At 73.1% G+C, this 19,385-nt stretch carries 20 protein-coding genes; 12 read left to right on the forward strand and 8 right to left on the reverse strand.

From position 1 onward, the window contains the following. Positions 1-103: 103 nt before the first annotated feature. Complete coding sequence (locus UW392_RS47180) at positions 104-307, forward strand: hypothetical protein (RefSeq protein WP_320781584.1); 204 nt, start codon at positions 104-106, stop codon at positions 305-307. A gap of 108 nt (positions 308-415) precedes the next feature. On the opposite strand, the gene UW392_RS47185 is transcribed toward UW392_RS47180, so the two are convergent. The 4 genes from UW392_RS47185 to UW392_RS47200 form a co-directional block, all read right to left on the reverse strand. Further along, positions 416-898 (reverse strand): hypothetical protein, encoded by a 483-nt coding sequence (locus UW392_RS47185; protein ID WP_320781527.1) that lies wholly within the window; start codon positions 896-898, stop codon positions 416-418. A 377-nt stretch (positions 899-1,275) separates the two neighbouring features. Continuing rightward, positions 1,276-2,190 carry an NAD-dependent protein deacetylase gene (locus UW392_RS47190; RefSeq protein WP_320781528.1) on the reverse strand — a complete coding sequence of 305 codons (915 nt, stop codon included), beginning with the start codon at positions 2,188-2,190 and terminating at the stop codon, positions 1,276-1,278. A gap of 71 nt (positions 2,191-2,261) precedes the next feature. After that, the gene (locus UW392_RS47195; protein ID WP_320781529.1) at positions 2,262-2,654 is read right to left on the reverse strand and encodes a nuclear transport factor 2 family protein; all 393 of its coding nucleotides are present in this window, start codon (positions 2,652-2,654) and stop codon (positions 2,262-2,264) included. Between the two features lie 198 nt (positions 2,655-2,852). Next, positions 2,853-3,929: an Lrp/AsnC family transcriptional regulator gene (locus UW392_RS47200; protein WP_320781530.1), complete on the reverse strand. Its 1,077-nt coding sequence runs from the start codon at positions 3,927-3,929 to the stop codon at positions 2,853-2,855. Positions 3,930-4,071: 142 nt separating this feature from the next. Between UW392_RS47200 and UW392_RS47205 the strand changes: the two genes are divergently transcribed. From UW392_RS47205 to UW392_RS47220, 4 genes are all read left to right on the forward strand, one after another. Beyond that, positions 4,072-4,974 (forward strand): polysaccharide deacetylase, encoded by a 903-nt coding sequence (locus tag UW392_RS47205; RefSeq protein ID WP_320781531.1) that lies wholly within the window; start codon positions 4,072-4,074, stop codon positions 4,972-4,974. Between the two features lie 306 nt (positions 4,975-5,280). Further along, on the forward strand, positions 5,281-6,585 hold the full coding sequence (locus UW392_RS47210) for an MFS transporter (protein ID WP_320781532.1): 1,305 nt from the start codon (positions 5,281-5,283) through the stop codon (positions 6,583-6,585). Continuing rightward, a complete protein-coding gene (locus UW392_RS47215; RefSeq protein WP_414497478.1) occupies positions 6,585-7,574 on the forward strand; it encodes an SDR family NAD(P)-dependent oxidoreductase in 990 nt (329 codons plus the stop codon). The genes UW392_RS47210 and UW392_RS47215 overlap by 1 nt, the downstream gene beginning before the upstream one ends. Further along, on the forward strand, positions 7,571-9,802 hold the full coding sequence (locus tag UW392_RS47220; protein ID WP_320781533.1) for a 2-dehydropantoate 2-reductase: 2,232 nt from the start codon (positions 7,571-7,573) through the stop codon (positions 9,800-9,802). Before UW392_RS47215 ends, UW392_RS47220 begins: the two co-directional genes overlap by 4 nt. Positions 9,803-9,835: 33 nt before the next feature. On the opposite strand, the gene UW392_RS47225 is transcribed toward UW392_RS47220, so the two are convergent. Continuing rightward, a complete protein-coding gene (locus UW392_RS47225) occupies positions 9,836-10,300 on the reverse strand; it encodes a DUF6194 family protein (protein ID WP_320781534.1) in 465 nt (154 codons plus the stop codon). Between the two features lie 59 nt (positions 10,301-10,359). On the opposite strand from UW392_RS47225, the gene UW392_RS47230 reads away from it, so the two are divergent. Together UW392_RS47230 and UW392_RS47235 are read left to right on the forward strand one after the other, a co-directional pair. Next, on the forward strand, positions 10,360-11,124 hold the full coding sequence (locus UW392_RS47230) for a MerR family transcriptional regulator (protein ID WP_320781535.1): 765 nt from the start codon (positions 10,360-10,362) through the stop codon (positions 11,122-11,124). A 101-nt stretch (positions 11,125-11,225) separates the two neighbouring features. After that, positions 11,226-11,432, forward strand: a complete 207-nt coding sequence (locus UW392_RS47235; RefSeq protein ID WP_320781536.1) for an antitoxin — start codon at positions 11,226-11,228, stop codon at positions 11,430-11,432. 71 nt (positions 11,433-11,503) lie between these two features. On the opposite strand, the gene UW392_RS47240 is transcribed toward UW392_RS47235, so the two are convergent. Continuing rightward, on the reverse strand, positions 11,504-12,913 hold the full coding sequence (locus UW392_RS47240) for a ParB/Srx family N-terminal domain-containing protein (RefSeq protein ID WP_320781537.1): 1,410 nt from the start codon (positions 12,911-12,913) through the stop codon (positions 11,504-11,506). A 255-nt stretch (positions 12,914-13,168) separates the two neighbouring features. On the opposite strand from UW392_RS47240, the gene UW392_RS47245 reads away from it, so the two are divergent. Continuing rightward, positions 13,169-13,786: a helix-turn-helix domain-containing protein gene (locus tag UW392_RS47245; protein WP_320781538.1), complete on the forward strand. Its 618-nt coding sequence runs from the start codon at positions 13,169-13,171 to the stop codon at positions 13,784-13,786. Between the two features lie 96 nt (positions 13,787-13,882). Continuing rightward, positions 13,883-15,580, forward strand: coding sequence for an MFS transporter (locus UW392_RS47250; protein ID WP_320781539.1), 1,698 nt, complete (start codon positions 13,883-13,885; stop codon positions 15,578-15,580). A gap of 71 nt (positions 15,581-15,651) precedes the next feature. Here UW392_RS47250 and UW392_RS47255 read toward each other — a convergent pair whose 3' ends face one another. Then, on the reverse strand, positions 15,652-16,485 hold the full coding sequence (locus UW392_RS47255; protein ID WP_320781540.1) for a helix-turn-helix transcriptional regulator: 834 nt from the start codon (positions 16,483-16,485) through the stop codon (positions 15,652-15,654). A gap of 209 nt (positions 16,486-16,694) precedes the next feature. On the opposite strand from UW392_RS47255, the gene UW392_RS47260 reads away from it, so the two are divergent. After that, positions 16,695-17,429, forward strand: coding sequence for an SDR family oxidoreductase (locus UW392_RS47260; RefSeq protein ID WP_320781541.1), 735 nt, complete (start codon positions 16,695-16,697; stop codon positions 17,427-17,429). A 43-nt stretch (positions 17,430-17,472) separates the two neighbouring features. Here the strand turns inward: UW392_RS47260 and UW392_RS47265 are convergent, their stop codons facing one another. Then, positions 17,473-17,670 (reverse strand): hypothetical protein, encoded by a 198-nt coding sequence (locus UW392_RS47265; protein WP_320781542.1) that lies wholly within the window; start codon positions 17,668-17,670, stop codon positions 17,473-17,475. Between the two features lie 267 nt (positions 17,671-17,937). Here UW392_RS47265 and UW392_RS47270 point away from each other — a divergent pair, with 267 nt between their 5' ends. Then, the gene (locus UW392_RS47270; RefSeq protein WP_320781543.1) at positions 17,938-18,498 is read left to right on the forward strand and encodes an RNA polymerase sigma factor; all 561 of its coding nucleotides are present in this window, start codon (positions 17,938-17,940) and stop codon (positions 18,496-18,498) included. After that, entirely contained in the window at positions 18,495-19,349 is an 855-nt protein-coding gene (locus UW392_RS47275) for a zf-HC2 domain-containing protein (protein ID WP_320781544.1), read from the forward strand. The genes UW392_RS47270 and UW392_RS47275 overlap by 4 nt, the downstream gene beginning before the upstream one ends. Positions 19,350-19,385: the final 36 nt, after the last annotated feature.

Consider the following 19,385-nt stretch of genomic DNA (forward strand, 5'->3'; position numbering starts at 1 on the left):
CTCTCGGCCGGACAGGCCGTCGCCGTCGAGCTGACCAGCACGGCCGGAGGGGGCGCCGCCCCGCCCGCGCCAGTCCAGTTTCCCCGAGGACCGGCAGGGCGAGATGTCCGGTCTGTCCCGCAGCGTCTCCAACCTCGGCTCCGCCTGTGGCACCGCCCTCGCCGGCACCGTCCTCGTCTCCGGCCTCACCACGCACGCCTACGCCGCCGCGCTGACCGTCCTGGCCGCCACCGGCCTGATCGGCCTCGCCGCCGCGGCCCTGCTGCCCCGGGACCGAGCGACGGAGAACCGAGCGGGAAGGAAGTGAGCGGGGGACGACTGAGCGGGGGGAACCGGCCTGGTCGAAGTGACCTGGCCGGTTCCCCCCCCGCCCTCGGACCCGCACCTGAACCCCGGAGCCACCGGAGCCGGTGGCTCAGTAGCGCAGCGCCCGGTACACCGCCGCCCGCACCTCACCCGTCAGGTCGTGTGTGCTGCGGGCGACGGCCTCGGCCGAGGAGTCGGCGGGGACGTCGGCGACGGTGACGACGACCGTGTCCAGCAGTTTGCCGCCCTGGTCGGTGAAGTCGACCTGTACGGCGAAGGATTCCTGCGCGTCCGTGGTGTTGCGCACGGTGACCGGAACCGTGGTCCGTCCGTCGCCACCGGTGACCGGTTCGCCGAGCCGTACGTCTGCCTTGACGTCGACGCCGTCGCGGATGTTGTCGATCTTGTGTCCCGCCTCGGCCTTCGCCGACGCCAGTGCATCGGCTGCCTGCGAGGTGAGCGAGGCGGCGGCGGAGGAGGCCGCTTCGCCCAGGGAACTGGCCGCCGACGCGGCCCGGCTGCTCGGGCCGGCGGGAGTGGCGCCGCCACCCTCGTCGGAGCAGCCGGTCAGTGCCGTCGCTCCCACTGCCACGACCGCCGCCAGTGCCGTTCCCGCTGCCCGGTGTACCCGGTGTGCCCGGTGACTCGCCATGTCGCCCTCCAGGATTCCGTGGGTCTCGTGCAGTCACGCGGCGGTCCGCTCCTCCCCGCGTCGCGTCGGGGTAGGCCGAGCCTGCTGCGGTCCATCGTCCTACCGGCCGAGGCCGCTGTCCCGGACCGGACCGGACGCCCGCCCGGTCGGCCGAAACCGCCTCGACGGGGCCCGGGCGAGCGGCTGTCGGGCCGGAAAAGGGCTGGCGGCACCCCCTGCGCGCAGCGCCGGACAACAGCGATCATGTCTGTGAAGCGGCGGTCGGCCGGGCACGGGGCTGGCTTGAGCCCACCGTGAGACGGCGACGCGCCCGTCCGTCAGGGCTCGTGCCGGGGCGCCGCCTCGTCGTCGGTCACGGGGACGCCCAGTCGGTCGGCCACGGTGGTGAGGGCCGTTCCCAGGGGGAGCGCGACCCGGGTGAGGGCGTACCGGTCGCCCCGCGTCGGGTCGAGGTTGACGATCAGCACGGGCTTGTCGGCCTGGGCCGCCTGGCGGACGAACCGCAGCCCGGACATCACCGTCAGGGAGGAGCCCAGCACGAGCAGCGAGGCCGCCGCACGGACCAGCGCGCGGCAGTGCTCGACCCGCTGCGGCGGGACGGCCTCGCCGAAGAACACCACGTCCGGTTTGAGGATGCCTCCGCAGTTCGTGCAGGGCAGCACGCGGAAGTCCCCGACCTGGTCGTCGGTGAGGTCGGCGTCGCCGTCCGGGTTGATCGCCGAGGGCACCGGCGCGAAGCCCGGGTTGGCCTCCTCCAGCCGCCGGGCGAGTTCACCGCGGGGGCTGAAGGCGCCGCAGGAGAGGCAGACGACCCGGTCGAGGCTTCCGTGCAGCTCGACGACGTCCTGGCTGCCGGCGGCCTGGTGCAGGCCGTCGACGTTCTGGGTGAGCACGCCGGAGAGCAGGCCGTGCCGCTCGAACGCGGCTACGGCGCGGTGCCCGGCGTTGGGGCGGGCGCGCCCGAAGGTGCGCCAGCCGAGGTGGCTGCGCGCCCAGTAGCGGCGCCGGGCCCGGGCGTCGGCGGTGAAGTCCTGGTAGGTCATCGGGGTGTGCCGGCTGAGGCTTCCGCCCTCGCCCCGGTAGTCGGGGATGCCGGACTCCGTGGAGATGCCCGCCCCGCTGAGCACCAGGACACCGCCGGCGCCCAGCGCGTCGGCGACCGGCTGCGGATCCGTGGTGCCCGGCGGCAGCCCCTCGGGAGGGGTCCAGTGGAGAGTGGGGCGCGTGCGCATGCCGCCAGGGTACGGAACGGGTCGCCACCACGGGTTTCCGCCGCCGGGGCGGCTCCCTCGCGAGCCGCGCCTCAGCCGGTCAGGACCCGGTCGAGGACGAGGCTGTCCGCGACCTGGCGGAGGTGGGCCAGCCTGCCGTCGCGGACGGTCCAGACGTGGATGAACCGTGCGGCGACGGCCGTCCCGTCCTTGCCCACGCCGTGGTAGCTGCCGAGGGCGAAGACGTGGTCCTCGCCGTCGGCGTAGTACTCCTCACCCACGGGACGGAAGGACTCCAGCCGTTCCAGGAGGGGCCCGAAGAAATCCCTCACCACGCTCTCCAGGCCGTTGTACACACCGCCGCCCGGGAAACCGGGGGTGATGTCCCAGACGATCTCCGGGTGGACGACTTCCCCGAGGACGGCCGGGTCGGCCTTCGACTCGTACACGGCGCGGACGAGGCTGATGTACGGGGACTCCGCCATGGCACGCTCCTTCACCGGGACCTTCACCAGGGCCTGCAACAGGGCTTTCACCGGGCCGACGGGTGCCGGAGGGTTTCGCGACGGTGCTGCCGGACCTCCGGACGGCGTCGGGTCGGACACCTGGCAACGTAGCCGAGAACGCGAGACCTGTCGCCGACCCCGGCGGGCGTCGACGGACGGCAGCGGAGCCGGCGGGTGTCAGCGGGCGGAGACCTCCGGCAGGTCGCACCACGGGTCGATGGGGACGCACTCCGTACGGCGGCCCAGCCTGTCCAGGATCCACCCCTGCCGCTTCACCGTGCGCAGCACGATGCCGTGGTCGGCGATCTCCAGCTCCGGGCACTCCGCGCCGATCCGGTCCTCCAGGTCCAGGACGCTGTCCACCGAGTGCAGCCACGCCGAGAGGAACACGTTCGTCTCGCCGCTCGTCGCGGTCAGCAGCCGCACGTCCGGCATCCGCCCCAGCCGCTCGCAGACCTGCCGGCGCCGGGGGACCGGGACGCGCCCCCAGAGCAGCGAGGTCACCGGCCACCCCGTGACGTGCTGGGCCACCTCACTGCGGAAGGCCACCGCGCCGGACCGCTCCAGGCGGTTCAGGCGGCGGCGCACCGAGGTCTGACTGGTCCCGAGCCGCTCGGCCAGGTCCGTGACGGGGAGCCGGCCGTCCACCGCGAGGGCGAGCAGCAGTTCCCGGTCCGGCTGCCCCAGCGGGCCGGGGACGGCCGTGCGCGGCGCGGCCTCGTCGGCCAGGGACTGCAGGCGCGCCTGCTGGGCACGGGAGAGCGCGTCCAGCCGCCAGTCGTTGCCGGCCGTCAGGATGCGCGTGTTGACCTGGGTGTTGACCCGGACGACGCCGGGCAGGCCGCTCACGTGCTCCAGCACGAACCGGGACAGCGCCGGCAGGTCACGGGTGATGACGTTGACGTGGATGTCCCGCCCGCTGGCCACCTCCATCACGGATTTCGTCCGCGGGTCGCGGGCCAGGGCGAGGGCGACGCGGCCCCGCTCCGAGGGTTCGCAGTCGACGTCGACGAACGCGTTGCACAGGGAGCGCCACAGGGCGGGGCTGCCCGTGGCCGTCACCCAGGCCGTCCCCCGCTGCGAGACCCGCCCCCAGCGGCGGGCGACGGTCACCGCGCTCAGGCCCAGCACCTCACCCACCGCCGACCAGGGGGCGCGTGGCCGGATCTGGAGGGCGTGGGCGATCGCCAGATCCGTTTCGTCGAGCTCGACGGCGGAATCCTTCACGTCCCTGACGTCTGTGGCGTTTTCCATCGATTCCCCGGCTTGTCGAACGGGAGACGGCCACTATTGACCACCACCGCCCAGCCACACAAGAGCGGCGGTGGCCGGTACGGCGTGCGAGCGATGGTGCCCTCGCCCGGAACGCGGTTCCCTTCCGGAAAGGACGGACCCGATGACGCACGGAGAACAGCAACCGTGGGAGTGGGACGAACAGACCTGGCGCGGACATGTCGGCCGCGTACGGGCCGGCCGCTCCCTGGCGCCGGACACCTGGCCGGGCGGGGCCCGGTGCGCCGTGGCCGTGTCCTTCGACTCGGACCACGAGACACCCGCCCTGCGTGACGGGCAGACGAGTCCGGCGAAGATGGCCCAGGGCGAGTACGGAGCCCGGGTGGCCGTGCCCCGGATCCTCGACCTGCTGGAGCGCCACCGCGTCCCGGCCAGCTTCTTCATGCCCGCGGTCTGCGCGCTGCTGCGCCCGCAGGAGGCGAAGTCGTACACGAAGGCCGGCCACGAGCTGGCCATTCACGGCTGGATCCACGAGCGCAACACCCAGCTCACCGCGGACACCGAGCGGGAGCTCCAGCTGCGCTCCGCCGACACCCTGGAGCGGATCAGCGGCGTACGTCCCGTCGGCATCCGCACCCCCAGCTGGGACTTCTCCCCGCACACCCTCTCCATCACCCGGGAGATGGGGCTGCTCTACGACTCCTCGCTGATGGCCGACGACGAGCCGTACGAGCTGGTCGAGGACGGCGAGGCGACCGGCGTCGTGGAGATCCCCGTGGAGTGGATCCGCGACGACGCCCCGTACTTCATGATGGAGCGCTTCGGGTCCCTGCGCCCGTACATCGCCCCGCGGGACGTGCTGCGCATCTGGCAGGACGAGTTCGCCGCCGCCCACGCCGCGGGCGGGCTGTTCCAGCTGACGCTGCACCCGCACATCATCGGGCACCGCTCCCGTCTCGCCGTCCTGGACGAACTGCTCGGTCACATCGCCGGGCACGACGGGGTGTGGATCGCCACCCATCGCGACATCGCCGAGTACTGCCGCGCAAAGCGCGCCTCCGGCTGACCGCGGACCGCGACGGCGGCCGGTGCCGGCCCGACAGCGACCACATCTGTCCCGGGCGCCCGGTCACCGCCGTTCCTTCCCCCCCTCGTCTCTCGTACGCCCGCACCCGGGCGGTCTCCCCGCGGCCACAACCTCCCGCCGCATCCACGTGGGCCATGCCCCTGGGCCGTCATCCCTCGCCCACCGGTCCGTGCGCCGCCGTACCGGCGCGCCGCCCACCGCACGCCCCACCCTCCCCCCCCCGCAGACAGGCCCGCACGCCGTAGCCCGATCCGTCCCTGCCCTCAGGAAGCGAGGAACCCCCTCGTGAAGACCGCTGCCACCGCACCCCGCACCGCACCCTCCCACAAGCTGACTCCCCGTCAGCGCAAGGCGATCATCGCCGGCACCGTGGGCAACACCGTCGAGTGGGTCGACTGGGCGCTCTACTCCATCTTCGCGGCGATCATCGCCGACGTGTTCTTCCCGAAGAGCGACGGCGCCGCCGCCCTGCTCTCCACCCTCGCCGTCTTCGCCGTCGGCTTCGTGATGCGGCCGGTGGGCGCCGCCGTCCTCGGCGCGTACGCCGACCGCAAGGGCCGCAAGAAGGGACTGACCCTCACCATCGGCCTGATGGCGGGCGCCGGCTTCCTCATCGCCTTCACCCCCGGCTACGAGACGATCGGCATCGCCGCGCCGGCGATCCTGCTGGTCGCCCGGCTCATCCAGGGCTTCTCCGCGGGCGGCGAGTTCGGTTCGTCCTCGGCGTTCCTGGTCGAGTCGGCCGCGCCCGGGCGGCGGGCCTTCGCCGGCTCCTGGCAGCAGGTGTCCGTCGCGGGCGGCGTACTGATCGCCTCCCTGCTCGGCACGGTCTTCACCTCGCTGCTCGGCGAGGACGCCCTGCACACCTGGGGCTGGCGCGTCGCCTTCGTCGTCGGCGGGCTGCTCGGCCTGGTCGGGCTCTGGCTGCGGGTCAGCGTCGAGGACACCGCGTCGTTCACCGAGACGCAGGCCGGCGGCAAGGCGCGGAAGAACCCGCTCGTCGCCATGTTCCGCGAGCACCCCGCCGCCGCGCTGCGCGTCGCCGGCATCACGATCGCGGGCACGCTGACGTACTACATCTGGGTCAACTACCTGCCGACGTACGCCAACCTCACCACGGGCATCCCGCTGGAGAAGGCGCTGCTCTCCCAGACCCTGTGTCTCATCGTCTTCGTCGTGCTGCTGCCCTTCGCGGGCCTGCTCTCCGACCGGCTGGGACGCAAACCCACCATGGCCGGCTTCGCCATCGGCTTCGTCCTGCTGGCCTGGCCGATGCTGCACCTGCTGAACGACAGTTTCGTCGTCCTGTTCCTCGTCCAGCTCACCGGCATGCTGCTGATCCTCGGCTACTCCGCCAACTGCGCCGTCATCATGGCCGAGCAGTTCCCGCCCGAGGTCCGGGCCACCGGCATCGCGCTGCCGTACGCGCTGGCCGTCGCCCTCTTCGGCGGCACCGCCCCCTACGTCACGACCTGGATGAGCGACGCCGGGCACGCCGACAAGCTCTGGATCTACGTCTGCGGGGCCGCGCTGGTCTCCCTGGTCGTCTACCTGACCATGCCCGAGACCAAGGACAAGGAGTTCGCCTGATGTCCGCGACGGCACACGCGGAACACGTACTGGTCACCGGCGCCGCGAGCGGCATCGGGCGGGCCGTCGCCGAGCACTTCGCACGGGCGGGGGCACGGCTCACGCTGGTGGACGTCGACGCCGGCCGGCTCGCGGCGGTCGCGGACGCCCTCGGCGCGCGCCACCTCGTCCACGACCTGGGCGACGCCGACGGCCCGGTGGCCGCCGTGGGCGACAGCTGGCGCGCGCACGGTCCGGTGGACGTCCTGGTCAACGCGGCGGGCATCTACCCGTCGCTGGACATGGCCGACGTCACGGCCGCCGCCTGGGACCGCGTCCTCGCGCTCAACACCCGCGCACCGGTCCTCGCCACGGCGGAACTGGCCCGGCTCGCGACCGCGGCCGGACGGCCCGCCTCGGTGGTCAACATCTCCTCGGGCGCCGCCCTGCGCGCCCGGCCCGGCGGCGGCCCCTACGCCGCGTCCAAGGCGGCGCTGGAGATGGCCACCCGCGCGGCGGCGCTCGAGCTAGGACCGCTCGGCATCCGCGTCAACGCGGTCAGCCCCGGTTTCGTCGCGGTGGACAGCGACTGCAACCCGGTCACCGACACCTACGCCGCGGCCGTCTCCGTCAACCCCCTCGGACGCCCCGGCACCCCGGCCGACATCGCCCGCGCGGTGCTGTGGATCGCCGGTCCTGAGGCGTCCTGGGTGACGGGGGAGATCCTCCGCGTGGACGGCGGCAGCGGCACAGGGGCGGCACACCTGCCGAGACTGTGGCCGTCGGACAGTCATGCAACGGATCTGACCAGCGCAGATGCTGACGCGCGGACGGGGGGCGGTGCGGACACGGGTGCGGACGCTCCGGACGCGCGTGCGGACGTTGCGGAAGCTGCGGACACGTGTGCGGACGCCGACGCAACCGCCACGCCCCCCGCCGGCCCCTCCGCCGGCCTCCTCCACCCCTCTCCGGGCACGCTCCCGGACCGTACGAAGGGACACCTCTCATGAAGGGCGACGCCTACACCGTGGTCGGTGCCGGAGCGATCGGCGGCACCCTGGCCCACGGTCTCGCGGCGGCCGGACACCCGGTGACCGTCATCGACGCCGACGCCGCCCACGTGGCCGCCGTCCGCACCGGCGGGCTGACCATCCTGCGCGGTACGGAGCGCGACAGCGTCCGCGTCGACGCGGCGACACCCGAGGAGTACGCGGGCCCGCCGCTGCACCGCGTGCTGCTCAGCGTCAAGGCGCAGGCGACCGAGGCGGCCATGCGCTGGATCGCGCCCCGGCTGGCCCCCGACGGCTACGTGGTCTCGGTGCAGAACGGCTTCAACGAGGAACTGATCGCGCGGCACGTCGGTGCGGAACGGACCGTCGCCGCGTTCGTCAACATCTTCGCGGATGTCGTCGAACCGGGCGTGGTGCGCGACGGGGGCCCGGGGGCGTTCGTCATCGGCGAGCCGGACGGCGCACCGGTGTCCGCACGGGTGCGGGACCTCGTCGCCGACCTCCGGGCGTGGGGGCCCGCGCAGGTCTCCGACAACGTCGAGGGCTACCTGTGGGCCAAGGCCGCCTTCGGCGCCATGCTCTCCGCGACCGCACTGGCCGACGCCCCCATGGCGGACCTCATCGACCGGCACCGTGCCGCCATGTTCGCGCTGGCCGCCGAGGTGTACGCCGCAGCCGACACACAGGGCGTACGGCTGGAGCCCTTCGACGCCTTCGACGCGCCCGCCTTCCGGCCCGGCGACCCGGTCTCCCGCGACGCCGCCTGCGACCGGCTGACCGCCTGGCTCCGTACCCAGCCCAAGGACCGCAGCGGCATCTGGCGGGACCTGGCCGTGCGCCGGCGCCCGGTGGAGGTGACGACGCACTACGCACCCGTCGTCGAGCGGTCGCTGCGCGCAGGGCTGGACACCCCGGTGCTGAGCGCCGTGCTCGACGGCCTTCGGGAGCTGGAACACGACCCGTCGGGGATGTCCGAGGACCGGCTGGACGCCCTGGACGCGCTGGCCGTGACGGGGACGGCGCGGGCAGCGGACGAGGGCCCCGGAGGACTGCCGACCGGTCCCGCCCTCACCGACGCCCAGGCCCGTGCGGTCCACGACTGGCTGGACGGCCACCGCGACGCGATGGCCGACGACCTGGCCGCCTACACGTCACTGGAGAGCTCCAGCGACGACGAGGCCTGCCTCACCGTCTGCCTCGACTGGGTGCGCGGCTGGCTGGACGCCTCGCTCGGCGCTCCCGCACGGGAGGAACTGCTCGAACGCGAGGGCGCCGGCGACATCCTGATCCGCCGCTACCCCGGCAGCGCCCCGCCGTCCGCCGCCCCGGTGCTGCTCGTCGGCCACTACGACACCGTCTGGTCCACGGGAACGCTGGGCGAGTGGCCGTACCGGCGCGAGGACGATCGCATCAGCGGCCCCGGCGTCTTCGACATGAAGGCGGGCCTCGTCCAGGCGGTGTGGGCCTTGCGCGCACTCACCGCACTGGGCCTGCCCGTCCCGGCCTGCACCCTCCTGCTCAACGGGGACGAGGAGACCGGCAGTCAGGCCTCCAGCGACGTCATCGTCGCCGAGGCCCGGACGTCCAGGGCGGCGCTGGTCTTCGAGGCGAGCGCGGACGGCGCGGTCAAGACGACCCGCAAGGGCGTCGGGCTGTTCTCCCTGACCGTACGGGGTGAGGAGGCCCATGCGGGCCTCGACCCGACCCGTGGGGCGAGCGCGGTCAACGAGATGGCCCGGCAGGTGCTCGCGCTGGAGGAGGTGGCCGCCCCGGAGGCCGGGACGACCGTCAACGTCGGCGTGCTGCGCGGTGGCACCCGCAGCAACGTCACGGCCGGCGAGGCGGTGGCGCACCTGGACGTCAGGGTCGCGACCGCCGCCGAACGCGACCGCGTCGAGGCCGCGCTGTCCGCCCTCGCCCCGGCCGACACCCGGACGACCCTGGAACTGGACGGCGGCTGGAACCGACCGGTCTTCGAACGTACGGAAGGCGTCGGGCGGCTCTTCGACGTCGCCCGTGCCTGCGCCGCGCCGCTCGGCCTCGACCTGCGGGAGACCGCGGTGGGCGGCGCCAGCGACGGCAACTTCGTCCTCGCCGCGGGCACCCCCGTACTCGACGGACTCGGCGCGGTCGGCGGCGGCGCCCACGCCCGCAACGAGCACGTGACGCTGAGCGGAATGGTCGAGCGGTCCGCACTGGCGGCGGGCGTCCTCGCCGCCTTCGCCTGACGACCCGGACGGGGGGAGCGGCGCGGCTCCGGCTCAGCGGGCGTCGCGCCGCGCGGACCGTGCCCGAGCGGCTTCGTGGGCGCCGCGCAGCAGCCGTACGACGGTGTCCGCCGTCCGCTCACCGGGGACGACGACGGACACCCAGCCGAGCGCCCCGTACACCGGGTGCGGCACCACGGTGTCGGCGGCCGCGTGGTCGCGGGGCCGGCTGAGACCGCGTGGCTCCTCCCCGGTGAGCTCCCGGAACGTCGCACGGCCGACGTGGATGTTGACGCGCCAGCGGCCGGGAGCGTCGAGGTCGGAAGCGGTGTCGTCGGGGTAGTCCTTGGTGACGACCGTCCCGTAGGGCTGGACCCGGTGAGGCAGTTGACCGTCGGGCGCGTAGTAGAAGAACGCGTCCCCCCACGCGATCTCCGGGAAGTCGCCGCCCCGCTCCGGGACGAGCACGAACCCGCCGTCGAAGCCGCGCACGGTCGCGATGATCTGTTCCACGCTCATACTCGTATGTGGGCTCATGGTTCAAGCCTGACCTTCAAGTGCTTGTGTGGGGTTGGCGGATGGGGAGGCCGGTGGGCGGTTCGCGGCAGGCGCCGCTCAGAACGGCCGATGTCGCCAGGGCGTCGGGATACTCGCCGCAACAGGTCCGCGACCTGGAGCGGCTGGGCGTCATTCCCCCGGCCGCGCGCTCGGGCAACGGTTACCGGTCCTACTCACCCGTCCACGTGCAGGCACTCCGCGCCTATCGGGGACTCGCGGACGCCATGGGGCCGGTCGCGGCCCGGCACCTGCTCACGCGGCTGCGGACGGGGACGGTCGCGGAGGCGGCCGCGGCGGTCAACGAGGTGCACGTCCGGCTCGCGGGGGAGCGGGACGAGGCCCTGCGCGCCCAGCGAGCGCTGGACGCGATCGGGGCCGAGGCGCACACCGTCGCGTCCGAGGAGGAGCAGGACGGCGACGCGATGACGATCACGGAGCTCGCCGGGGCGCTCGGCGTCCGCCCCTCGACCCTGCGGTTCTGGGAGCAGGAAGGGCTGATCATCCCCGAGCGAGTGACGTCACTGCGAGCACGCCGCTACGACCTGTCGGCGATCGGAGCGGCCAGGATCGTCACGGCCCTCCGCGGCACCGGCTACGGCATCCCCGCGGTGCGCGAGGTCATGCACTCCCTGCACCGGCTCGACGGCCGCGAAGAGACCCGACACATCCTGCGGCAACGCCTCGACCGGATCGCCGCACGGACCATTGCCCTGCTTCGAGCGGGAGCGGACCTGGCGGCCGTCGTCGACTGGTCGGCCCATGAGGAACCGAGGAAGGACCAGTGAGCCGGCCGCCGATCTCGTGTGCCGAACTCATGTGAGTCACCCGCGACGTGTGGGGTACTTGCCGTGCAGTACGACATACGCGCTATTGCGGGAGGTATCCCATGGGCAAGCTGGGAGACATGGCGAACAAGGCCAAGGAGATGGCGAAGGGTCACCCGGACCAGGCCGACAAGGGCGTCGACGGCGCCGAGCGGATGGTCGACGAGCGTACGGGCGACAAGTACGACGCTCAGACGGACAAGGCCGCCGACGCGGCGCGCCGTTCCTACGGGGGCGACTCCACGGGCGGCTCCCCGACGCAGCACTGAGCTCCGCAACGCGCGGTTCCGGCCCCCTGGTGCATGGCACCGGGGGCCGCGGTGCGGGTGGTGCCCGGACGTCAGGCCCTGCGCGACCCGGTCACCAGTACCGGACCGTCGAAGGTGTTGGCCGTGCAGCCCGGGCCGGAGAGGGTGACCCGGTCACGGGTGCCCGTCACGGAGAGCGCGCCGGTCACCGAACTGCCGCAGATCTCGACCGTGCCGGCGCCGACCGTCTGCACCGCGCCGGCGATCTCCGAGCCCCGTACCACCAGGCTCGACCCGGAGGTGACGAGGACGGCACCGGTCAGCCGTGCGTTGTCCAGGCAGGTCGTACCGGATGTGACCAGCAGCGCACCGGCGCGCTTGCCGGTGACGGTCCGGGTGCAGGCCGGACTCGGTGCCACGCCGGACCGGTAGTCCAGGGCGAAGGCGAGCTTGCCCGGCTTGGCGTCGTCCAGCGGCACGGACAGGTCGCCGAACTCGCCCTTGGTCGCCTTCTTGCCGTCGTTCCACTCGGCGAGCCGGCCCATCTCGTCGGCGGTGCGCCCGTTGGATACGACCGTGTCACCGGGTACGTCCGTCATGGCCTCGGAGGCGTCGCGCACGGCGTCGAGGTAGGAGGAGTGCGACGTGGAGTCGTACCGGTCCAGGTCGATCCGCTCGCGCAGCCAGGTGCCCCACCCGAACTCCAGGAACTCCGCCGACCCGTCGGCCTGGTCGTAGCCGATGCCCCGCGTGAAGTACACCAGACTGCGGTAGCGGTCGTCGTGGAAGCGGGACAGGCCGAGCCGGGACGGGAGCCGGTCCACCGTGATGGCCCGGCCGTTCTCGTCCTCCAGCCACACCCGGTTCTTGTCCCGCATCTCCTTCCAGAAGGCCGCGGTCGACAGCTTGCTGAGGTCGGCGGTCACCCGCAGGCGGACGGGGGTCTTCGGGCCGCCGTCCGCCGCCTCCCAGAACGAGGTCAGCGAGTGGTGGCCGTCCGTCAGGTACAGCGCGCCGCCGGGGCCGACGATTACGGTCTTCATCTGCGCGAGGCTGTCCTCGGTCTCCTGCCCGACCGGGATCGAGCAGGTGAAGGAGGAGGGGTCGGCGAGCGTGGCGTCCGCGTCGACCGAGGCGGCCTCCCCCTGCCCGTTGGTCTCGCACCAGTCGTCGAAGCGCTTGTTGAACTTCCCCCGGTCCTCGTCCTTCGTGCTCGAGTACCGCCCGAGCTTGTAGAAGATCTGGTCGTGGCCGAGGGAGGGCTGCGTGGGCCGCAGCTGGTCGAGGGTCACCTCGATCAGGTCACCGGCTCCTGCCGACGCGGTGCTCCGTGCCGTCGGTGTTCCGGCGAGCGCCGGGGTGGCGGTCAGGCCGGCCAGCAGGAGCGCGCAGCCCATGACTCCGGCTCCTCGCGCGAAGCGGTGCCCGCGCGATGTCGGGGAGGAGCCGGGTACGGATGTCGTACGGGTGCGGACGGGGCTGACGGGCGTCGGGCCGGTCATGGGCGCTCCTACGGAGGACGGGTGGACGGGCGGGCAGGCACTCATCCAGCCAGTCCCGCCGCCCCGACCGGTGACGTGAAGGCGACCTGCCGACGCCCGCCGGGTGAACGTACGTGCGCCGTCCCCGTCGCGCGCCGTGACCTGTGCCACATCCGTGCGGTCCGGGAATGCCGGGACCGGTGTCCTGGTTGCCCTGCGTGCAGGCATTGCACTGAGTGCAATAAGTTGGGGAAGAGCCAGGGGAAGGGAGCAGTCGTGACCACGGACGCCGTACGCGAGGATCTGCGGTCCGTGCGCCGCAGGCAGACGCGCACGGCGATCACCGAGGCAGCCGTCGGGCTGGCCACCGAGCGCGGAGCCGCGGCGGTCACCGCCGACGAGATCGCGGCCGCCGCGGGAGTGTCACGGCGTACGTTCTTCAACTACTTCCACGCCAAGGAGGACGCCCTCGTCCACGGCCCTCCCGACCTCGACCCGGAGGACGTGGCGGTGTTCACGGCGGACACCGAGTCGTCCTGGCTCGACGCGCTGAAGTGGCTCATGCTCCAGCACGCGCGGCAGGTCACGACGGCGCGGGCCGAGATCATCCGGTCCCACCGGCTGGTCGAGGACAACCCCGAGCTGCTGCCCGTGCTGCTCAAACGGTTCGAGGAGTTCGACCGGTGCCTGATCACGGTGATCGAGGCGCGGGCGGAACGGGTCGGGCACAGCCTGGACGCCGAACTGGTCGCCGCCGTGGTGACGGCCGTGGTCCGGGTCGCCCTGCAGCGCTGGCTGCACGCACCGGACGGGCCGGACAGCGGCAGGCCGTCCGATCTGGCCACCTCGATGAGCGAAGCACTCACCACCCTGCGCACCACCTTGCTGGCATAAGGCCGGCGCCACCCCCGCCCCGCCGGGGTCGACGCGTTACGACGAAGAGCGCGCCGGACCCGGTGCTTTCGTTTCTCCCCGCTAGGAGCACCACCCTTGAGCGCCACCGACATATCCGGAAACGGGCAGCCGCCCGGCCGGAACGGCACCGCTGTGGCCGAGAACACCGAGATGATGGACGGCATCGCGCCGGACGTCTTCCACCGCCGCTGGCGCATCCTCGGCGCGATGTGCGTCAGTCTGCTGACCGTCATGCTCGCCAACGGCAGCCTCACCCTCGCCCTGCCCGGCATGAGCGCCGACCTCGGGCTCACCACGCTGCAGCAGACGTGGGCGATGCACCTGTACGCGCTGACGTTCGCCGCGCTGCTGTTCACCTGCGGCTCGGTCGGTGACCGCTACGGCCGCAAGATCCTCATGCAGGTCGGTCTCGCCGGCTTCACCCTGGCGTCCGTCTACGCGGGCTTCGTCGCCGACTCCGGCGGCGAGGTCATCTTCGCCCGCGGTCTGATGGGCATCGCGGCGGCGCTGGTCATGCCGACCACGCTGTCGGTCATCAACAACGTCTTCCCGCGCCGCGAGCGTGCCCGCGCCATCGCGATCTGGACGGGCGTCGCCGGCGCCGGCGCCGGGCTGGGCTCGGTCCTCTCCGGCGTCCTGCTGGAGCACTACTCCTGGCACTCGGTCTTCGTCTTCAGCGCCGTCCTGGGCCTCGCGGCCTTCGTGGCCAACCAGCTCCTGGCGCCGGAGTCCCGGGACGAGCACGAGACCCCGGTCGACTGGCTGGGCGGCCTCCTGACCACCATCGGCATCCTCGGCGTCGTCTACGCGATCACCGAAGGCCCGTCCCACGGCATCTCCGACCCGCTCGTCCTCACCGGCCTGATCGCGGGCGTCGTCGGCCTCGGCCTGTTCCTGTGGTGGCAGACCAGGGTCAAGCACCCGATGCTCGACCTCACGCTCTTCAAGAACCCGGTCTTCAGCATCTCCACGGTCGCCTGCCTGATCGCGTTCTTCGCCCTGATCGGCTCGATGTACGCGATCAGCCAGCTCTTCCAGCTCGTCCTGGGCTACGGCACCCTGAAGGCGGCCGTGCTGTCGCTGCCGATGATGATCCCGATGATGCTGCTGGCCCCGCTGGTCCCGGTGATCGTCAAGGCCTGGGGCGCTCGCTGGACCATCACCGCGGGTCTCGCCCTCATGGCCGTCGGCTTCTTCCTGGCCTCCTTCTGGGACGCCGGGGTGGGCTACTGGGCCGTGATGCTGCCGATGATCGTGATCGCGCTCGGCATGTCGCTGGCCATGCCCCCGGCCACCGAGCTGGTCATGGGGAGCGTGCCGCGCAACCGTTCCGGCATGGGCTCGGCCATGAACGACACCTCCCGCGAACTGGGCGGCGCCATCGGCATCGCCGTTCTCGGCGCCCTGCTCTCCTCCGGCTACTCCGACGGGATCGCCGACACGGTCCGCGCACTCCCGGCGCAGCTCGGCGAACTGGCCGACAGCAGCCTGGCCGGCGCCCTCCAGGGCGTGTTCCCGGCCCTGCAGCAGTCCGCGGGCGGCGAGACGGCGAACTCCTTCCTGTACGTGGCCCGCTCCGCCTGGATGGACGGCCTGTCCACGGCCCTGGTCGTCTCGGCCGCCATCAGCCTGGTCGCGGCCCTGGTCAGCGGCGCCCTGATGCCGGGCAAGAAGAAGCTGGGCCGCTACGTCACCTCGCACGAGGCCCCGTCGGACGCCGCCGCCGGCACGGCCGCGAGCGCCGACGAGGCGCGGAAGGTGCCGAGCGCCTGACCCCTCCTGGGCCGGCCGGCCCCGGCCCGGCGGTGCGCACGCGCGAGGGTGACGCGTCGCCGGGCCTTCCGCTACCCGGCGGCCTTCGCGGAGGTGGCGTGGAGGGAGCCGAGCAGGGTGAGGGCCTGGGCGCTGGGGCTGCCGGGTTCGGCCTGGTAGACGACGAGTTGCTGGCCCGGTGCGTCGCGCACGTCGAAGGTCTGGTACGTGAGGGTCAGCGGGCCGACGTCCGGGTGCAGCAGGTGCTTGCTGTCCTGGGTCTTGCTCCGCACCGTGTGGGTCTCCCACAGGCGCGCGAAGTCCGCGCTGTGCTCGGAGAGGGTGCGGACGACGTCCCGCAGCCGGGGGTCGTCCGGGTCGCGGCCGGCCGCCTGGCGCAGATGGCCCACGAGGACCTGTGCCGTGTGGTGCCACCGCGTGTAGAACCGCCGTCCCGCCGGGTCGAGGAAGGCCATGCGGGCCAGGTTGTCCGCCCGCGCGAAGGGGGAGTGCAGGGCCCCGGCCAGGGCGTTGCCCGCCAGGACGTCCAGGGTCGGGCCGATGACGAAGGCCGGGGCTGCGGGGTAGCCGTCCAGCAACTGCCGCAGGGCGGGACCGACCCGGTCGGTGGTGTGCGGGAAGCGGTCGCCGGGGGTCGTCCCGGCCAGCCGGTGCAGGTGTACGTGCTCGTCCGGCTCCAGTCGCAGGGCACGGCCGAGCGCGTCGAGCACCTGGGCCGAGGGCCGGCGTTCGCGTCCCTGTTCCAGGCGGGTGTAGTAGTCCGCGTTCACTCCGGCCAGTACGGCGACCTCCTCGCGGCGCAGTCCGGTGACCCGGCGCACGCCGTGACTCACCATGCCGACGTCCTGCGGCCGCACGGCCGCCCTGCGCGCACGCAGGAACTCTCCCAGGTGATTGTCAGCCATGGCACCCAGGCTAGGCCGCTGATGCCCGGTGCTGCCTGGGTGCCGTACACCCAGGCAGCACCCGTCCTGGTCGGCGGAGTCGGAGCTGCCCAGACTCGGCAGGGCAGGACACATCCGCACCGCCGGGGTTCACCGCGACGGGCGGCATCCGTGACGGGGTGCTCCACCACGAGCACCCCGTACTCGACCCCACCGGAGGGGAAGCAGACATGACGAAGACGACCAGGGTCGTGGCGATCACCGGGGCGAGCAGCGGGATCGGGGAGGCGACCGCCCGCAGGCTCGCCACCGACGGCCACCAGCTGCTCCTCGGAGCGCGGCGCACCGCTCGGCTCGAGAAGCTGACCGAGGAGATCACCGGCGCGGGCGGCACCGCCGCGTTCCGGCGGCTGGACGTCACGGACGCCGCCGACGTCCGGGCCTTCGTGTCCGCCGCCCGCGAGCACTACGGTCGCGTGGACGCGATGGTCAACAACGCCGGAGTGATGCCGCTCTCGCCGCTCCAAGCGCTGCGGACCGACGAGTGGGACCGGATGATCGACGTGAACGTGCGGGGAGTGCTGCACGGGATCGCCGCCGCCCTGCCCGTGATGCGCGCCCAGGGCGGCGGGCACTTCGTCAACGTCGCCTCCGTCGGCGCGTACGAGGTGTCTCCCACCGCCGCCGTCTACTGCGCCACCAAGTTCGCCGTCCGCGCGATCTCCGAAGGGCTGCGCCAGGAGTCCGGCGGAGACGTCCGGGTCACCCTCGTCTCCCCGGGCGTGACCGAGTCCGAACTCGCCGACAGCATCGCCGACCCCGCCGCGCGGGAGGCCATGCGGACCTACCGCTCCGTGGCGCTGCCCGCCTCCGCCATCGCGGAGGCCATCGCCTACGCCCTGTCCCAGCCCGCGGAGGTCGACGTCAACGAGATCGTCGTCCGCCCCGCCGCGAGTGCCCAGTGAGCCCGGCGGACCGTTCCGCACCCGGGCCGACCCCGGCCGACGGTCACTGCCTGCCCGCCGGGTTCAGCACGATCGTTCCCGCGTTGTTCGCCGGGTCGCCGTCGTCCGGCATCCGGTAGCCGAAGAACGCCCGGCCGGTCGCGTCCCTGCGGCTGCGGGCGCCCGGCGAGCCGGTACCGGACGAGCACGGCATCACCTGTCCGGTCCACCATGGCGAGTACACCGTCACCGTGCTGAGCACGGGCGGGACCGGTCGACGCCGTGCCGGCGAGCGCGGCCGGCACGAACGCGGAGACGGCCGACCGCGCGGCGAGGGGAATCATGGGACCCCTGTGGCTTGGCGCAGATGTCATGCGTACCGGATCGGTGACGCACACCCATGACGCGCCAATAGCCCGGAGGGTTGCCGCGGGACGGGGCGGCGGAGTACCCCGCAGACGTCGGGCGCCGTGTGAGGCAGGTCACAGCGATCGGAAAACCCGCCGCCCCTGCCCGGCGTCTTGCGGGTGTGAGATCAGTGAGGAAGGCACCGGGCGAGCCGGACGAGGAACACCTCGTCCGGCTGGTGGCCAGGGGCGACCGCGCGGCGTTCGAGGAACTGTACCGGCGTACGTCGCCGTGGATGGCGGTGCGGCTGCGCCGCCGCTGCGCGGACGAGCAGATCGTCGCCGAGGTCATGCAGGAGACGTACCTCGCGGTGTGGCGCGCGGCGGGCGCGTTCGTCGGGACCGCCGCCGGGGGCAGCGCCGTCGGCTGGCTGTGGACGATCGCGGCGCGCCGGCTCGTCGACGCGTTCCGGCGCCGCGCCCACCACGCGGAGCCGCCGCCCGCGGCCGCCGGGCAGCCCGTGGCGCCCGCCGCCGAGGAGGAGGCGCTCGCGGCGACCGTCGGCGGTGAGGTCGGGGACGCGTTGCGGCGCCTCGCGCCGGAGCTCAGACAGGTGTTGCAGGCCATGGTCCTCGACGGGCTGTCCGTCCGGGAGACCTCGGTCCTGCTGGGGCTGCCCGAGGGCACGGTCAAGACCCGTGCCCGCCGGGCGCGGATCGCGATGCGGAAGGCGCTGGCATGAGTGGGGAACACGCGTCGATGCGGAGCATCGACGGTTACGCGCGCGGCGACGCGGACCTCGCCGCCGACGAGGTGTGGGCCCTGGAGGCCCATCTGGAGGCGTGCCGCACCTGCCGTGACCGGTTGTCGGCCGCCGTCACGGCGCACGCGCCCGCCGTCACGGAACTCGTCGGCACGGTGTGGTCCGGCCTCGCGCCACAGCTCGCCTCCACCGCCCCGATGCCGCGCCGACGGCGCTGGTCGTCGCGGCTGTCGGGGTGGATGACGCCGGTGATGGTGCCGTGGCTGGCCATGGTCGTGGCGGTGACGCTGCTCGCGCTCCTGCTCGACCTGGTCGGTACCGGCTCCGGCATCGGCATCGGCTCCGACGACGGATCCGGCTTTGGCGGCGTGTCGCTGGTGCTGCTGCTCGCCCCGGTCCTGCCCGTGCTCGGCGTCGCGGCCTCGTGGTCACGCGCACTGGACCCGGCGTACGAACTGACGGCCGCCACGCCGAGGGCGGGGCTGTACCTGGTGCTGCGGCGTACCGCGTCCGTGCTCGCCGTGGTCGTGCCCGTGCTGCTGCTGTGCGGATGGGTCACGGGTGTGACGGCCGCGCAGTGGCTGCTGCCCTGTCTGGCCCTCACCTCGGCGACCCTGGCGCTCGGCGGTGTCGTCGGCGTGTCCCGCGCCGCCGCCTGGCTGGTGGCCGGATGGGCCGCCGTGGTCGTGGCACCGAGCCTGGCCGCCGGCCGTACCGTCTTCGCCCTGCGGGCGGACGGCCTGCCCGTGTGGGCCCTGATCCTCGCACTCGGCACCGGTGTCGTGCTCGCCCGCAGGGGCGCGTACGCCGAGCCGGGATCCCGTCGCTGACCACGTCGACCACGTCGACCATCGGAAAGGAACACC

This window comes from Streptomyces sp. CRN 30, assembly GCF_034105845.1.

What these genes read in the sequence shown, in the direction of transcription:
- UW392_RS47190 (WP_320781528.1), bottom strand. Translation starts at nt 2,190, where the DNA reads ATGCGCACGCGCCCCACTCTCCACTGGACCCCTCCCGAGGGGCTGCCG.
- UW392_RS47230 (WP_320781535.1), top strand. Translation starts at nt 10,360, where the DNA reads ATGGGGAGGCCGGTGGGCGGTTCGCGGCAGGCGCCGCTCAGAACGGCC.
- UW392_RS47275 (WP_320781544.1), top strand. Translation starts at nt 18,495, where the DNA reads ATGAGTGGGGAACACGCGTCGATGCGGAGCATCGACGGTTACGCGCGC.
- UW392_RS47205 (WP_320781531.1), top strand. Translation starts at nt 4,072, where the DNA reads ATGACGCACGGAGAACAGCAACCGTGGGAGTGGGACGAACAGACCTGG.
- UW392_RS47225 (WP_320781534.1), bottom strand. Translation starts at nt 10,300, where the DNA reads ATGAGCGTGGAACAGATCATCGCGACCGTGCGCGGCTTCGACGGCGGG.
- UW392_RS47180 (WP_320781584.1), top strand. Translation starts at nt 104, where the DNA reads ATGTCCGGTCTGTCCCGCAGCGTCTCCAACCTCGGCTCCGCCTGTGGC.
- UW392_RS47255 (WP_320781540.1), bottom strand. Translation starts at nt 16,485, where the DNA reads ATGGCTGACAATCACCTGGGAGAGTTCCTGCGTGCGCGCAGGGCGGCC.
- UW392_RS47240 (WP_320781537.1), bottom strand. Translation starts at nt 12,913, where the DNA reads ATGACCGGCCCGACGCCCGTCAGCCCCGTCCGCACCCGTACGACATCC.
- UW392_RS47215 (WP_414497478.1), top strand. Translation starts at nt 6,585, where the DNA reads ATGTCCGCGACGGCACACGCGGAACACGTACTGGTCACCGGCGCCGCG.
- UW392_RS47220 (WP_320781533.1), top strand. Translation starts at nt 7,571, where the DNA reads ATGAAGGGCGACGCCTACACCGTGGTCGGTGCCGGAGCGATCGGCGGC.
- UW392_RS47200 (WP_320781530.1), bottom strand. Translation starts at nt 3,929, where the DNA reads ATGGAAAACGCCACAGACGTCAGGGACGTGAAGGATTCCGCCGTCGAG.
- UW392_RS47235 (WP_320781536.1), top strand. Translation starts at nt 11,226, where the DNA reads ATGGGCAAGCTGGGAGACATGGCGAACAAGGCCAAGGAGATGGCGAAG.
- UW392_RS47260 (WP_320781541.1), top strand. Translation starts at nt 16,695, where the DNA reads ATGACGAAGACGACCAGGGTCGTGGCGATCACCGGGGCGAGCAGCGGG.
- UW392_RS47195 (WP_320781529.1), bottom strand. Translation starts at nt 2,654, where the DNA reads ATGGCGGAGTCCCCGTACATCAGCCTCGTCCGCGCCGTGTACGAGTCG.